Here is a 13,886-nt window from a genome sequence, read left to right on the forward strand (position 1 = left end):
GATTTACTAATTCTACACGACGTGGATATTTATCCCATAATTTGCAAACCATAAACTAAGACGTACATTTTTAAAGGAGAAGAACTTACTATTGAATCAAATACCTCCGTTTCGAAGACAAAGGTCGTATTTATCCCAATTTTCAACAGGACAGCTGCATTTAAAAAACCCATGGATTTCAGCCTTTTTTTCCTTTTCCTATCCAGGGTTTGGGCATATCATGCAGCATCGTTACGCGGCTGGGTATATTCTCATTCTCTGGGAGACATTTATTAATGATCGGGCAAAAGTAAACCTCGGAATTTTATATACCTTATTAGGTGAATTTGAAAAAGCAAAAGACGTATTGGATAATCAGTGGTTAATTCTCTATCTGGCTATTTATATGTTTGGAATTTGGGATAGTTATCGGACAACGGTTGATTTAAACAAGCAGTATATATTAGCTGACCGAGAGGACGCTCAGGTCTTGATCATGCAAATGGGAACATTTGATGTCAATTACTTGGATAAACGAAAACCGTCAATAGCACTCGTCTGGTCAGCCTTATTTCCTGGTTTAGGTCATCTGTATCTCCATAATGTTATTACAGGATTCTTTATATTTGTTTATGCGGTAGCCATATGTTATTTGGGACATATTCCTAAAGCGATTAACTACTCAATGGTGGGAGAGTTTACAAAGGCTATAAATGAACTAGATATGCAATGGACCCTTTATTTCCCTTCTATTTATTTTTTTATCATTTACGATTCTTATGTTTTAACGATTGAACACAACAAATTATTTGAAAAAGAAATGTCAAAATATTTACGGCAAAAATATCAAAGTAAAGATTTCCTTTACCCTTTGTAGAAAGGGAGTGCGAGTACATTGTTTGTCATTGCCACTTTCGAGAATTCCATTTTTATTGAGTTAGCCATAACGGCATTGGAACAAAACGGGATTTCAAATGAAAAGATATTAGCTGCCCCTCTCGATAAAAGATCGGAACCCCGAAAATTATTTGATACGATTCATCGAGCTGATGGATTGAGTCTTTTTGATGCCGCCGCCATGTTAGGGACCTGCCTCATGCTATTGGGGGCTATTTACGGCTATGTTTTAAAATGGGGTCCGATTATATGGGGAATTATTGGGGCAGTGAGCGGTTTACTACTAGGATTTTTGATTAAATTGTTACTCGTAAAAAAAAGTAAAGGTGGGGCAAAAAACATTACATCAGAAATAGTCCTAATGATTCGATGTGAAGAACAGCAGTGGGAAACCATAGAAAAGATCATCTGGGAAAATAACGCACTCGGGATGACAAGAATAAAGGGGGTCTGACCCCCGCGCTGTTATAAGTTTAAAGCGTTAAAGTATGTAAGGGAGACGAGAGGAAAAATTCTCGTCTTTTTTGGTGTCAGGCACCAATTGTTCCAAGTGTTTCGTTCACTTGCGCCCCGAGCTTTTGGATTTGCTCGATGATCGTTGTGATTTCTTGTACGGGTTGAAGTAGTTTGCTGTTTTCGAGGGTTGATGGGTTAAGTTTGCCGTCTTTGAGATCCTTTAAGTAGAGGTCAATTTGTTGAATTAAGAGGTTATTTTGTTCAATAATTTCCTGATGAAATCCCTTTACCGTTTCCGGGACATCAAGAGTATTAAAGGATTGTATCTCATTTTTCATCTGTTGGAGTTGTGCCGTGAGTTCATCTGCTTCTACTTGGTTATCTACAACCTGTTTGATAAGTGGAGGAGTTTCAGCGGCAAAATTGTCTAGGGTTGCTGCGTAGCTTGTGGCTTCCTTTACATAATCAAGCGTGTCAGCCGCCGTGTTTAAATAAGAACATCCACTCAGGAGCAGCAATAGACTGGCAGAAAAAACAGTCAACCACTTTTTCATCTAAAAACCTCCGTTTCACCATAAGTATTATAGAAGAAACAGTTTTTTACGCCCTTCTTATTTATGTATTCAGATACAAAAATAATATTCATTCTAGTGCTTGTAGAACAGGATGCTATTTCTGAAATTCATCATCCTATTGACTTTATGTATCTTTGTGTCCAAAAAATGAACTTTTTTCCTTGGCAGAATGCAGTATTCGGCATATTCCGAGTGTCACTATAAAATTAAATGTCATAAACATTATGAAGATAGTAAAAAGTGTCGATATTTGATGATGAAAACTATTTTATTGTATTCGCTTTCAATTGGTACACTTAGTACAAGTTCTAAAATAAGGAGTTTCTGATGATGACTAACGACGATCTATTTACCAAAATCGAACATCTTAGAAAAACAATGATTTCAGTGGGGCTATCCAAAGGTTTTACTTCAGTTGAGACGGTAAAACTAAGTGAAAAGCTTGATAAATTAATCAACTTACAAATGGGTTTACTAGAGAAAATATCTGCTTAATTACTTATTATATTTATCCAATATATTCATAATGATTAAGTTTGAAAGATAAGGTACTAGATACCATGCAGTATATCATGGTAACTCTCTCATAGAGAACAAGCGTAAAAGTCCTTTGAGGAGGCCTTCTACGCTTTATTTTTTAGCTCAAAAGGTACCGACCTTGTGTCAGTTCCACTTCATTAAATCAGTTTCTTACTCAACTACTAATAAGGATACCCTCTATATGGATAGCTGGTTGGATATGTTACAGGTGCAGGATAGGGTGCTGGGTACGGGGCAGGATAGGGTACTGGGTATGGATAGCCTCCGCCAGATGACAATGCACCGACCGTTAGGCCGCCTAACATTCCCCCTACAAATGGAGCGCCATAACCACCATAGCCAGGGTAGCCTCCGTGATACCCACCGTGATACCCTCCATGATAGCCTCCGTGATAGCCCCCATGGTGTCCATCATGATGCCCAAAGTCGTGATAGCCCCCATGGTGTCCATCATGATGCCCAAAGTCGTGATAGCCCCCATGGTGTCCATCGTGATGCCCACCGTCGTGCCCCCCATGATGTCCCCCCTGGTGACCACCAAAATGTCCTCCCATCATACAAATACATCTCCTTTTTTTGTCAATAACAAATCGTCCTTTTGGTTACCCTTGAAAATGGTTACCTTTTGTACTGTATGCATGATAAACGTCCAATGAATGGGCGGATGAACACATTTATGAAATCCGCGATTTGATTTGATATGCATCTTCCTCAAGGTTTCTTGCTATAATGGCAGGTATAGAGAGTAAAAATAAGGAAGTGGCTCCTAAACTTATGAAAATTAAAGTCATAATTGCGGATGATAACTCATTTATTCGAGAAGGCCTGAAAATCATTCTATCTACCTACCGGGAATTTGAAGTGCTGGACACCGTCAGTGATGGAAAAGAGGCAGTCGATTACTGTCAAAAGCATGAAGTCGACATTGCCCTGCTCGATGTTCGCATGCCAAATATGAATGGAGTGGAAGCCACGAAGCTGATTACCGAAACAACGAACACCAAGCCAATCATATTAACGACATTTGATGATGATGAATACATCCTCGATGCCATCAAAAATGGGGCCAGGGGCTATCTATTAAAAAACAATGACCCCGAACAAATCCGTGATGCGATGAAGAGTGTTTTCCATGGAAACAGCATTCTTCAGGATGTTATTCTTGAAAAAATAAAGTCCAATTTGTCGGCGTCCAATAAAGAACCTGAAACAAAAATCGATCTCACAGGATTTACCGAGCGAGAACGTGAAATCATGTCCTTGATTGCGAAGGGGTATTCCAATAAAGCGATCTCCAAGGAATTATTTATCTCTGAGGGGACGGTAGCCAATTACATCACGTCTATATTAGGCAAGACCGAACTTGAGCACCGCACACAAATCGCGATTTACTTTCTGACGGGGAAAGAAGACTAAAATGGAGTTTTGGATCATTTTTACGAAGCTGGTCTTGTTAGTGTATATTGCTTACCTTGCCGTACAAACCAATATCAGCCATATCTCCTGGGTTGTCCTCGCCTTTCTCGTGTATTTTTGTGCAAATATTACGCTTTATATTTTTAAAAATAACACCATCAAAAGGATCCTGCATATGGTGTCCATCGCTATTACGACAGGAGCCTATCTCATCGTGGATCCCTCGTTTAGTTTGCTCCTGCCTTTATCGATTGTGGAACTGGCCGCATGTTTTTTCAATAAAAAAATTACGCTAATGATTCTTTCCTTGCTTCCTATCTTGTATATGAATGAATCGTTGCAGCCCCTATATGGTTTAGTGGCGTGTCTTTCTTTTATGATATTTTCGCTCACGACTATCTATAGCGATAGACTGGTAAAAAATGAAGCGCAAATCGATACGATGCGAAAAAAACTCCAGAAGTTAACGAAAAATATCAATGAAAATACCGAATACATACGGCAGTCCGAATACACCTTTAAATTAGAGGAACGCAACCGAATTTCACAGGAGATTCATGATAAAATTGGCCATTCGATGACAGGTGCGCTTTTTCAGATGGAAGCGTCCAAACGATTAATGGAGACCGATCCACAAAAAGCAACCGAGCTCCTCCAAAATGCGATCAACATCTCGAAAGAGGGGATCGAAAACATCCGCATGACCCTAAAAAATATGAAGCCCCCCACGGAACAAGTGGGGATTCACCGCTTGAAGCTGCTAATCGATGATTTTAACGCCAAACAACAGATAAAAACCGTCCTCACCCATGAAGGCAATTTAGATATTATCGCGCCGATTCAATGGAAAATCATCCATGAAAATGTCACAGAGGCGCTGACGAATACGATGAGGTATTCACATGCAACACAAGTTTCCGTCGATCTAAAGGTTTTAAACAAAATGATCAGAGTTGAAGTGAAGGATAATGGTGCGGGAACAGCTATGATTAAAAAAGGCCTAGGTATCATTGGAATGGAGGAGCGGACGGCATCTGTTCATGGAAAAATGATTGTCGACAGCAGCGATGGTTTTTCCGTCACTACGCTCCTGCCACTAGGGTGATGAGAATCTCACGCTCACAATATGAATATTCTCATGTGAAAAGAATGAACGATTGCACTTATGCGCGTTCATTCTTTTTCTTTATACTGGAAATAGACAAAACGATCTAGGGGTGAAACGATGAACGTTTTAGAGATTAACAACTTAACGAAAAAATTCGCTGACTTTATCGCAGTTGATAATATGAGTTTATCTGTTGCAGAGGGAGAAATATTTGGTTTTCTGGGCGCCAATGGAGCCGGGAAAAGTACGACAATTAACATGATTGCTGGCCTGCTGCGCAGCAATGATGGAACGATTAGCATACTCGGAAAAAATAGTGCTAAATACAGCCGATTTGCGAAAATGAATATTGGCATGGTGCCACAGGATTTGGCGATCTATGAGGATATGACGGCTTATGAAAATGTAAAATTCTTTGCTGGACTTTACGGTCTGCGTGGTGCCAAATTAAATGAACGAGTCGAAGAGGCCCTTGATTTCGTCGGTCTTCAGGATAAACATAAAAGCTATCCGAAAAGTTTTTCAGGTGGGATGAAGCGCCGCTTAAATATTGCTTGTGCAATTGCCCACCGGCCAAAGCTCATCATTATGGATGAACCAACCGTCGGGATTGACCCACAGTCCCGGAACTATATCCTTACATCAGTAAAACGGCTGAATGAAATGGGCTGCACGATTATTTACACGAGCCACTATATGGAGGAAGTCGAAGAGATCTGTTCCCGAATTGCAATCATTGATCATGGAAAAATCATTGCTGAAGGAACGCAGGAGCAGCTGAAGTCGATCATTACCAATACAAAGGATGTCTGGATTGAGGTTAAATCAACGGAAAAGGTGAACCTGGAATCGATTAAAGAAATAAACGGGGTCGAAGCTGTTTCAGTCGATGAAAACTTGATTAAAATCAACTCAGATACGGGCGTCAATAACTTAAATAAGATCATTGAGCATTTTATGAGCAGCCAGATCGAAATCCGCTCCTTACAAGAAAAAGCACCGAACCTGGAAACGGTATTTTTAACATTAACGGGTAGAAATCTACGTGACCAATAAGGGGGGACTCACTTTGAACATACTCAATATCGCATGGAAGGGTATTAAAACAGACTTCCGGGACACCCGAACCTTGTTTTTTATGTTAGCCTTCCCAATTGTGTTAATGCTTGTCCTTGGGACGGCACTATCGAACACGTTTACGACCAGTCTGCGCGTCGATGATATCGATGTCTTATATAAAGATACAACGAAGGGTGAGTACTTTCCTCACTTTATCACTGAGGCCGAAAAATCAGGGCTTCATTTAAAAAAAGCAACTGAACATAGCGATGGCGAAAAAGAAGTGAAGCAAGGTAACTATGATGGTTATATAGAAGTAACCGATAAAGGGATTCAGCTCTATGTCAATAATGGGACCAGTATCGAAGGAAATATTCTACAGGGGATGCTCGCCGCCTTTGTCGATCAATACAATATTGCTTCTGAAGTCATGAAGGTGGCTCCGCAAAAGTTGGAAAGTGCCTTCACACGTGAAAAGCCGGCAGATTTCATTAAGGAAACATCGCTGCTTCCCGATAAACAGCCGGGATCGATGGATTATTATGCAATTGTCATCACAACGATGATTGTTCTTTACGGCGCGATGTCGTCAAGCTCGTTAATCGTAAGCGAAAGAGTTCGCAAGACAGCGGACCGCCTGATTGCTTCTCCTGTACGAAAAAGTGAAATTTTCATCGGGAAAGTGCTCGGGAGTCTCGTTAGTAATAGCATCTGTATTCTGCTCGTCATCCTATTTAGCAAGCTCATTTTTAAAGCCAATTGGGGCGATCAACTTGGATTGGTATTCCTTGTTCTGCTAACAGAAGTCGTGTTTGCGGTCAGCCTGGGGATTGGTGTCAGCTTCCTGTCAAAAACAAGTGCAGGTCCGAGAGTGATCATCATGCTGTTTGTGCAGTTATCGTCCTTTTTTGGCGGAGCTTATTTTAAAATTGACAAACCAGAAGGCATTTTCAAGTTGATTACGGAGCTTTCGCCGCTAACCTGGATGAATACAGCGTTGACAAAGATTATTTATGCGAATGACTTTGCGGCAGCTATTCCGGCACTAACAATCAATCTTGGCGGGGCGCTCTTATTTTTACTCGTGGCGATCATTTCTTTGCGAAGACGGGAGGGGCTATAATGAAGGATATCCTCTGGTTAATTCAGAACACGTTACGTGTGACGTTTCGAAAAAAGAAAAACATTATTATGTATCTATGTATGCCGTTAATCGGGATTTTTATCTCCCTGCTCGTCTATGGCGGCGATCAAAAAACAATCCTCCATGTTGGAATTGTTAATCAGGACACTAGCAAGATTACTACGGATACAATCCAATTTTTAAAAAGATTAGAGAATGTGGAAATTTCCAAAATTACCACGGCCGATGTTCAAGATCAAATCTCGTCTGGGGATTTAGATAGTGTTATTACCTTTGAAAAAGGATATTCTGACAGTGTCTTGGCTGGGGAGCCTGACCATATCCAACTGACCACGATCAAGGGTGCAGCAATTACCACATACGTGAAATCGTATTTGCATCAGTATATCGATAATATTGCGACAATCAGTTATGTTGCGGGAGGTAATCAACAGACTTTTGAGCAGATGTATCAGGATTACCAGCAAACAGATTATAAGCTGACCACAAATGCTTTAGAAGATTCTTCAAAAAACAAGTTTATGACCAACCAAACGATCGGCTTCTTGATTATGATCATGCTGATGTCAGCCTGCAATATGTCCGAGATCATCCTTTTGGAAAAAGAAAACCGCACCTATTTTCGGTTATTATCAACACCGATTAATGCTAGGAAGTATATCTTCTCCAATGTCATGGTCAACATGATTGTGATGACGATACAGGTGCTGATCACGTTAACGATTATGAAAAGCATCTTTGGCATTGGCATCAATATGTCCTTTTGGTCAGCGGCGTTCGTCATGCTGCTATTCTCATTGATTTCCGTAGGGATCTCGTTAATGATTGTTTCTTTTTCAAACAGCCGCAGTGCCGCGGGCGCCTTGCAAAATTTAATTATCACCCCGACCGTCATGCTTTCCGGCTGCTTCTGGCCGGTGGAAGTGATGCCGAAATCGTTACAGAAAATTGCTAATTTCCTGCCGTAGCGCTGGACATTGGATACGTTAACGAAGCTTCAGGAGGGAAATGAATTTAGTGAGTTGTATTTGAATTTTATGATTCTATTCGCCTTTGCCGCTGCGTTTTTCTTGATTGCGGTGTATCGATTCAGCCGAAATAATTCAACACAGACTTTTGTGTAAATAGGGATATGCGATGTAACCTGCCTCAAAATCCAGAACAAACCTCGAAGTCTCTATTCTTCGAGGTTTTTTTTGTGGACATTTCCTTACCAGCTCGTTTATTCTCTCAAGTTTCTTCTATATATTGAAAAATGACGAAAGTTAACATACTCTACGAAAACTAGGTTTTACATTCGACGCTTTCTATGATGTTTCTACATAACATTACAAATTTATTACATTCTGTCCAGTTCCATTGTTATTATTCTCTAACAAACTTAAACTATAATTATAGGAATTGGAATAATTTTCTCTAAGAAAAGGTGATTATAGTTTGAAACGGAAAACATTAATATATACGCTATCGGTTGCTCTTTTAACTACGATCGTGCAAGCAACCCCTACTTTTGCAAGTCGACCTGTTACCCAAGGACAAATCAATGAGACAAAAGGTCAAATCAACGAGACCGAAGGACAAATTGAAGAGCTAGAAACAAAGATACAACAACTAGACAACCGCATCATTATAGGAATGGAAAAAAGCAAACAACTAAACGATGATATTAAAGCACAACAAGGACAAATGGAAGACACAAAGACTGAAATTGAAAGAGCAAGAAAAGACTTAGAAACGAACAAAGACTACTATTCTACAAGACTAAGAACCATGCAGGCACAAGGGAAACAGTCCATTATCACTTACGCAGAATTTATCATTTCTTCTGAAGATTTTTCTCAGTTATTAACTCGATCAACTGCCGTTATGCAAATTCTTGAAAGTAATACAGATATAATGAAGGCTCTCGCTAAAAAAGAAGAAACCTTGAATGTTGCAGAGCAAAAGCTTGAAAATGAATTAACCCAATTAAAAAAGAGTCAGGCTGAATTAGCTTCGGAACAGAAGCAGGTTGAAGCTGATAAAGTAGAACTGAACCAGGTATTGTCAAATTCAAAAAGCGCCTTAAAGCAAAAGCAAACGGAACTAGCTAAACAACAAACACAAAAAAATGCACAAGATAAAGCACGCCAAGAAGCACAAGAAAAGGCACAGCAACAAGCACAAGAAAAGGCACAGCAACAAGCACAAGAAGAGGCACAGCAAGAAGCACAAGAAGAGGCACAGCAAGAAGCACAAGAAAAGGCAAAGCAACAAGCACAAGAAGAGGCGCAGCAACAAGCACAAGATGAGGTACGGCAACAAGCACAAGAAGAAGTACGGCAACAAGCATCAGAAGAAGTACGGCAAGAAGCACCAAAAAGGCCAAGACAACAGGCACCACAGTCTTCGGTAAAGAGCCCATCAACTTCCAGTTCGCCGACAATTCAAGCGACTAACTCTGACAAGGCAAATGCGTTAATAGCAGCCGCTAAACAATATTTGGGCGTTCCATACGTTTGGGGCGGGTCATCTCCAAGCGGGTTTGACTGCTCAGGGTTCACTCAATATGTGTACCGATATGTTGGTATTAGTCTTCCAAGGGTTTCCCGTGACCAACAGGATGTTGGAACCAGAATTTCCCCGTATGATGTACAGAAAGGTGATTTAGTTTTTAGGGGTAACCCTGCCTATCATGTCGGCATATATATTGGAGGCGGGAAATATATACATGCCCCGCAAACGGGTGATGTTGTGAAAATTGCTACGTATAATCCGGCTAAATTTACAACTGCAGCAAGAGTATTGCATTAGAGTATAAATGAATAGAAAAAACAGGCTTGGAGGAAAACTCCAAGCCTGTTTGGTATAGAGTAACATTTTTCAGTTATATATTTTGCGTCTAAGCAAGCGAACTCGGTGAGAAAAAGAAGGAATATGACACCGACTGCGAACTATAAGAAATGGAGTGGTTTTAGAATTTTTTTTGCCGATCATCACATATACTAGAAAAAGGAGATATAACTTTTTTCTAAGAAGGTGATAAACATAACCACAATTCAAGAAATTGCTAATGTCCTTGCCGGTCTTGAGCATAAATTAGCCCCTAGCTGGCTAGAAAATGACATGATCAAAAAGACTTTGGCGATTAGTTATGATTATTGGTTAGAAGATACGGGTATACCGATGACATTGAAGGACTTTGTGCAACAATATCTCGAACACGCTGAATATCTCGGTGGGATTTTCTCACCAGATTCTGAAATAAACGATCTCAGTTGTTAATCAGCTGGCAAAATAGAAACTGATCACGAAAAAGCGAAAGTAAGTGCTTAACCGTTCTATTTAAAGAAAGACGATTCGGGCTTCCGAGTCGTCTTTTTGCTTTGATTAGAATTTCTGCGGGTCAAGATACTTTGGAATTCTCCAGCCTATCCTCGTAAAAACCCGGTTAGTTATCCTGAACGATGGGTTGGTCAAGTAGATCCGCATTGACCGAAGTGGTTGTACTTTGACCATTAATAGTTGTGACATGAAGCCCTGAATTTGTTGAGCCAGAGCCATGTGTATTTTTCGAGGCGCTCTTAGGAGAAATAAACAACGAATTGCCAAATTGAACAATACCGCCACTGACTGTATCAATCTTCACTGGAACTGGAAATTCTGACATAGATGAACATCCTTTGCATTTTAATAACTTACTATATGCCAAATTAAAGGGAATGGTTCGAAGCAATGACTGCAGATATGATGGATTACTTGGTGCTGTTCAACAGTTCGTCATAACATTTTTAACAAACTGTGAACTTGTCACTATGCCTATGTTGTTTAATAGAAAAAGGGAATATAGTGTAATCATAAAGAACAAACAAAAATTGAAAGGCGGAATGAATTATGTTTAACAAATTTTTAAGAGAAAATAAAATCGCTGCCGCTATCTTAACTGTCTTACGTTTATACCTTGGCTATTCTTGGTTTACAGCAGGTTTTCATAAATTAACAGGCGGCTTCGATGCGGCTGGATTCTTAAAAGGAGCCATTGCGAACCCAGTAAAAGGTCCAGATGGTGCAGTTGTATTTGGATGGTATGTTGACTTCTTAAAACACTTTGCCTTACCAAACGTAGATGTGTTTAACGTCATCGTCCCTTGGGGCGAAACACTAATCGGCTTAGGCTTAATCTTAGGCTGCTTAACAACAACTGCAATGTTCTTTGGTCTAGTGATGAACTTTAGCTTCTTCTTAGCCGGTACAGTATCTCATAACCCTAGAGACATTTTCCTTGGCTTCATCATCTTAACAGCTGGTTATAACGCTGGAAGAATCGGTTTAGACCACTGGGTGGTTCCATTTGTTGGAAAAATGAGCAAAAAAGGTCCAGATCACGAAAAAGCAAAAGTCACAGCTTAAATTAACATCAAAAAACAGAAGTAGACCTTAGGGTTCCACTTCTGCTTTTCTATTTTAAGTTCAAACTCATTTAATGCCATCCGATATGTGGATTTCATTGATTTCCATTTAAGTTGCCTGCCGTTATTTTTTTGCCACTAAAATTTATTTTTGGATTTTGTTCCAAATCACCTTTTGTTCCATATGCTTTAAGATAAGGGGTGATGTAATGACTGAACAATTTGATCTCGAGACGCTAAAGCACATAAGGAACAAACTTGATTATATTTACTATATCGCCAAAAGCAATTACAATGATAACCCTGAATTAATGGACACGATTGAAAATTTAGCTCAAGTGTCTAACATGTTTACGAATATAAAAATTCAAGAGTTAAGCAAACAAGTCAAAACACCAAGCCCTCAAGGATACATTTTATCAAAACTATCAAACTCTTACTCAAGAATGAAAGAGTATGAAAAACAAAAAGAAACGGATTTCCCAACTTGGAAGCTGTGAAAATTGGGAAAATCGTTGATAGGCAGAAGGTTCAATTGACCTGCTGAAAGTGTGGATCGCAGGAAATACAACTAGAGGTACGGCTACCGTGACGATCCCGAAAGGAAACTCAGGTAAATAAGTTCTGCTAAGGGGCGGCTTCAAGAGGCATATTCATGTCTTTTGTAAGCAGCCCTTTTTCGTATGTTCAAGATTTGGTTATCTTAATTTCTAAGAAGGCTAGTGTAGTAATTTGTAATAATTTGGAATAATCCAGCAGATAATAGTTGGGAAAATTTTATAAATACGACAGAATCCAACACACTGTTATAAAAGTACTAGATATAATAGCTTATATTGAGCAGTAGAAACTATTTTAATAGATAAATGGATAATTGAGAACAGAGAGCATTTTAGGAGGAAGAATATGAATGTTTCAGAAAGTGAAGTTGCGGTTATCGATAATGAATGGTTTGTACTAATTTTGGAAGCAAAAGAACTTGGATTATCAGTAGAATCAATTAAGAGTTTTCTAAAAAAGAATGAGGTAAAAGGTATAAAATGAACATTTCAATGTGATTGATCACCAGCTATATGTATTCAAAAAAGGGACTAATCTTAGCCCCTTTTTTCTGTACTATTGTTCTCTTAATGGCTAATTAAAAGTCCCTTCTTTTATCGCTTGTGGCAGGGGTTTTTGCTGCTGGCTTAAAAAGAAGAAGACACCGAGCAGGACGAGCAGGCCACCGACAATTTGCCAGTTGACGAGATGTTCATTTAATAATAGGACCGCTAGAATGGTGGCGCCGACGGGTTCGCCTAAAATACTCATCGAGATCGTTGTCGCATTGACGTATTTTAAAAGCCAGTTATTGATCACATGACTGACCGTTGGAACGGTGGCGAGTAACAAGAAGATGCCCCATTCCTTGGCAGGATATCCAGTTAAGGAAACTCCTGTTGTGAGGTTATAGATGGTAAGAATAATCGAAGCAGAGAAAAATACGCAAAAGCTATAAAGCCAATGTGATACCTTTTTGACGATCGTCTGACCGATTAATAAGTAGCCAACTACTGAGATGACACTGAAAAACGACAGCAGGTCCCCCATGATTGCATCCTTACTTAAACCGAAATCTCCCCAGCCAATCATCATCGCTCCGATAATGGCAATACCCATGGTCATCAATGCGGACAAGGTGGTTCGTTCCTTAAATAGGAGAAAGCCTCCAAGCAAGGAGACAATCGGCTGCAAGGCAAGGATGATGGTCGAGCTTGCGACGGTTGTTAATTTCAAGGACCCGAACCAAAGGACAAAGTGCAAGGCTAAAAAGAAGCCTGAAAAAAATAAAAAGAACCAATCCTTTTTCATGATATTATTAAATTCACTGCGTTTTTTCCAGACGATGGGAACCATTAAGATACTAGCAAACCACATCCGGTACATACTCAAAATCGAGGCCGGTGCGTCTGACCATTTGACAAATATAGCCGAAAATGAGATGGCTATGATTGAAATGGTCAGCGGCAGCCCAATCGATCGTGATCCTACTTCTTGTTGTTTCATCATATCCCCCTATGCCTTGTAACAGGACTTTTTCATAAAATAAGAATTTCGCAACCCGAAGGTCGTGGCAAATATTTTTTATTATACCACATGGTGTCAGGCACCACCGCCGCAAAATTTGCCTTGGAGGGGGGAATAATTAAAAAACGGTAGGCGAGGTCAAGGGGCAGCTTTTGTTCAGTCACTATGATGGGTTCCTTTTTAAAAAAAGAGGTGTTGAAATTGCCTTGATCTGCCATTGACGAATGTTGTGGTGTTCTATATGATATGAAGTAGAG

Annotated in this window: 16 protein-coding genes and 1 pseudogene; 13 read left to right on the forward strand and 4 right to left on the reverse strand. The window is 39.8% G+C overall.

Translation table 11 applies throughout. The features are described from left to right. Nucleotides 1-91 precede the first annotated feature (91 nt). Together J7E63_RS04215 and J7E63_RS04220 are read left to right on the forward strand one after the other, a co-directional pair. Entirely contained in the window at nucleotides 92-856 is a 765-nt protein-coding gene (locus J7E63_RS04215; protein ID WP_215010391.1) for a hypothetical protein, read from the forward strand. A gap of 18 nt (nucleotides 857-874) precedes the next feature. Next, a complete protein-coding gene (locus tag J7E63_RS04220) occupies nucleotides 875-1,330 on the forward strand; it encodes a hypothetical protein (protein ID WP_215010392.1) in 456 nt (151 codons plus the stop codon). A 76-nt stretch (nucleotides 1,331-1,406) separates the two neighbouring features. Here J7E63_RS04220 and J7E63_RS04225 read toward each other — a convergent pair whose 3' ends face one another. Next, a complete protein-coding gene (locus J7E63_RS04225) occupies nucleotides 1,407-1,886 on the reverse strand; it encodes a DUF6376 family protein (RefSeq protein WP_215010393.1) in 480 nt (159 codons plus the stop codon). A 348-nt stretch (nucleotides 1,887-2,234) separates the two neighbouring features. On the opposite strand from J7E63_RS04225, the gene J7E63_RS04230 reads away from it, so the two are divergent. Continuing rightward, entirely contained in the window at nucleotides 2,235-2,402 is a 168-nt protein-coding gene (locus tag J7E63_RS04230) for an aspartyl-phosphate phosphatase Spo0E family protein (RefSeq protein WP_168240888.1), read from the forward strand. A gap of 206 nt (nucleotides 2,403-2,608) precedes the next feature. Here J7E63_RS04230 and J7E63_RS04235 read toward each other — a convergent pair whose 3' ends face one another. Further along, nucleotides 2,609-3,004 carry a hypothetical protein gene (locus J7E63_RS04235; RefSeq protein ID WP_251033364.1) on the reverse strand — a complete coding sequence of 132 codons (396 nt, stop codon included), beginning with the start codon at nucleotides 3,002-3,004 and terminating at the stop codon, nucleotides 2,609-2,611. A gap of 217 nt (nucleotides 3,005-3,221) precedes the next feature. Here J7E63_RS04235 and J7E63_RS04240 point away from each other — a divergent pair, with 217 nt between their 5' ends. From J7E63_RS04240 to J7E63_RS04270, 7 genes and pseudogenes are all read left to right on the forward strand, one after another. Beyond that, nucleotides 3,222-3,863: a response regulator gene (locus tag J7E63_RS04240; RefSeq protein WP_215010450.1), complete on the forward strand. Its 642-nt coding sequence runs from the start codon at nucleotides 3,222-3,224 to the stop codon at nucleotides 3,861-3,863. A gap of 1 nt (nucleotide 3,864) precedes the next feature. Continuing rightward, nucleotides 3,865-4,968 (forward strand): sensor histidine kinase, encoded by a 1,104-nt coding sequence (locus J7E63_RS04245; protein ID WP_215010394.1) that lies wholly within the window; start codon nucleotides 3,865-3,867, stop codon nucleotides 4,966-4,968. Between the two features lie 120 nt (nucleotides 4,969-5,088). Then, entirely contained in the window at nucleotides 5,089-6,027 is a 939-nt protein-coding gene (locus J7E63_RS04250) for an ABC transporter ATP-binding protein (RefSeq protein WP_215010395.1), read from the forward strand. Nucleotides 6,028-6,040: 13 nt separating this feature from the next. Then, on the forward strand, nucleotides 6,041-7,153 hold the full coding sequence (locus J7E63_RS04255) for an ABC transporter permease (RefSeq protein WP_215010396.1): 1,113 nt from the start codon (nucleotides 6,041-6,043) through the stop codon (nucleotides 7,151-7,153). Beyond that, nucleotides 7,153-8,298, forward strand: a pseudogene (locus J7E63_RS04260) (ABC transporter permease). The gene J7E63_RS04255 and the pseudogene J7E63_RS04260 overlap by 1 nt, the downstream one beginning before the upstream one ends. 313 nt (nucleotides 8,299-8,611) lie before the next feature. Beyond that, entirely contained in the window at nucleotides 8,612-9,967 is a 1,356-nt protein-coding gene (locus tag J7E63_RS04265; protein ID WP_215010397.1) for a C40 family peptidase, read from the forward strand. Between the two features lie 225 nt (nucleotides 9,968-10,192). After that, entirely contained in the window at nucleotides 10,193-10,438 is a 246-nt protein-coding gene (locus J7E63_RS04270) for a hypothetical protein (RefSeq protein ID WP_215010398.1), read from the forward strand. A gap of 166 nt (nucleotides 10,439-10,604) precedes the next feature. On the opposite strand, the gene J7E63_RS04275 is transcribed toward J7E63_RS04270, so the two are convergent. After that, nucleotides 10,605-10,823, reverse strand: a complete 219-nt coding sequence (locus J7E63_RS04275; protein WP_168240879.1) for a spore germination protein — start codon at nucleotides 10,821-10,823, stop codon at nucleotides 10,605-10,607. Nucleotides 10,824-11,047: 224 nt separating this feature from the next. Here J7E63_RS04275 and J7E63_RS04280 point away from each other — a divergent pair, with 224 nt between their 5' ends. From J7E63_RS04280 to sinI, 3 genes are all read left to right on the forward strand, one after another. After that, entirely contained in the window at nucleotides 11,048-11,563 is a 516-nt protein-coding gene (locus J7E63_RS04280) for a DoxX family membrane protein (protein ID WP_215010399.1), read from the forward strand. Nucleotides 11,564-11,771: 208 nt separating this feature from the next. After that, nucleotides 11,772-12,062, forward strand: a complete 291-nt coding sequence (locus J7E63_RS04285; protein ID WP_214998594.1) for a hypothetical protein — start codon at nucleotides 11,772-11,774, stop codon at nucleotides 12,060-12,062. A gap of 406 nt (nucleotides 12,063-12,468) precedes the next feature. Continuing rightward, nucleotides 12,469-12,606 carry a DNA-binding anti-repressor SinI gene (gene sinI, locus J7E63_RS04290; RefSeq protein WP_215010400.1) on the forward strand — a complete coding sequence of 46 codons (138 nt, stop codon included), beginning with the start codon at nucleotides 12,469-12,471 and terminating at the stop codon, nucleotides 12,604-12,606. A 90-nt stretch (nucleotides 12,607-12,696) separates the two neighbouring features. On the opposite strand, the gene J7E63_RS04295 is transcribed toward sinI, so the two are convergent. Next, complete coding sequence (locus J7E63_RS04295; RefSeq protein WP_215010451.1) at nucleotides 12,697-13,608, reverse strand: DMT family transporter; 912 nt, start codon at nucleotides 13,606-13,608, stop codon at nucleotides 12,697-12,699. Nucleotides 13,609-13,886: the final 278 nt, after the last annotated feature.

The organism is Bacillus sp. ISL-75 (genome assembly GCF_018613095.1).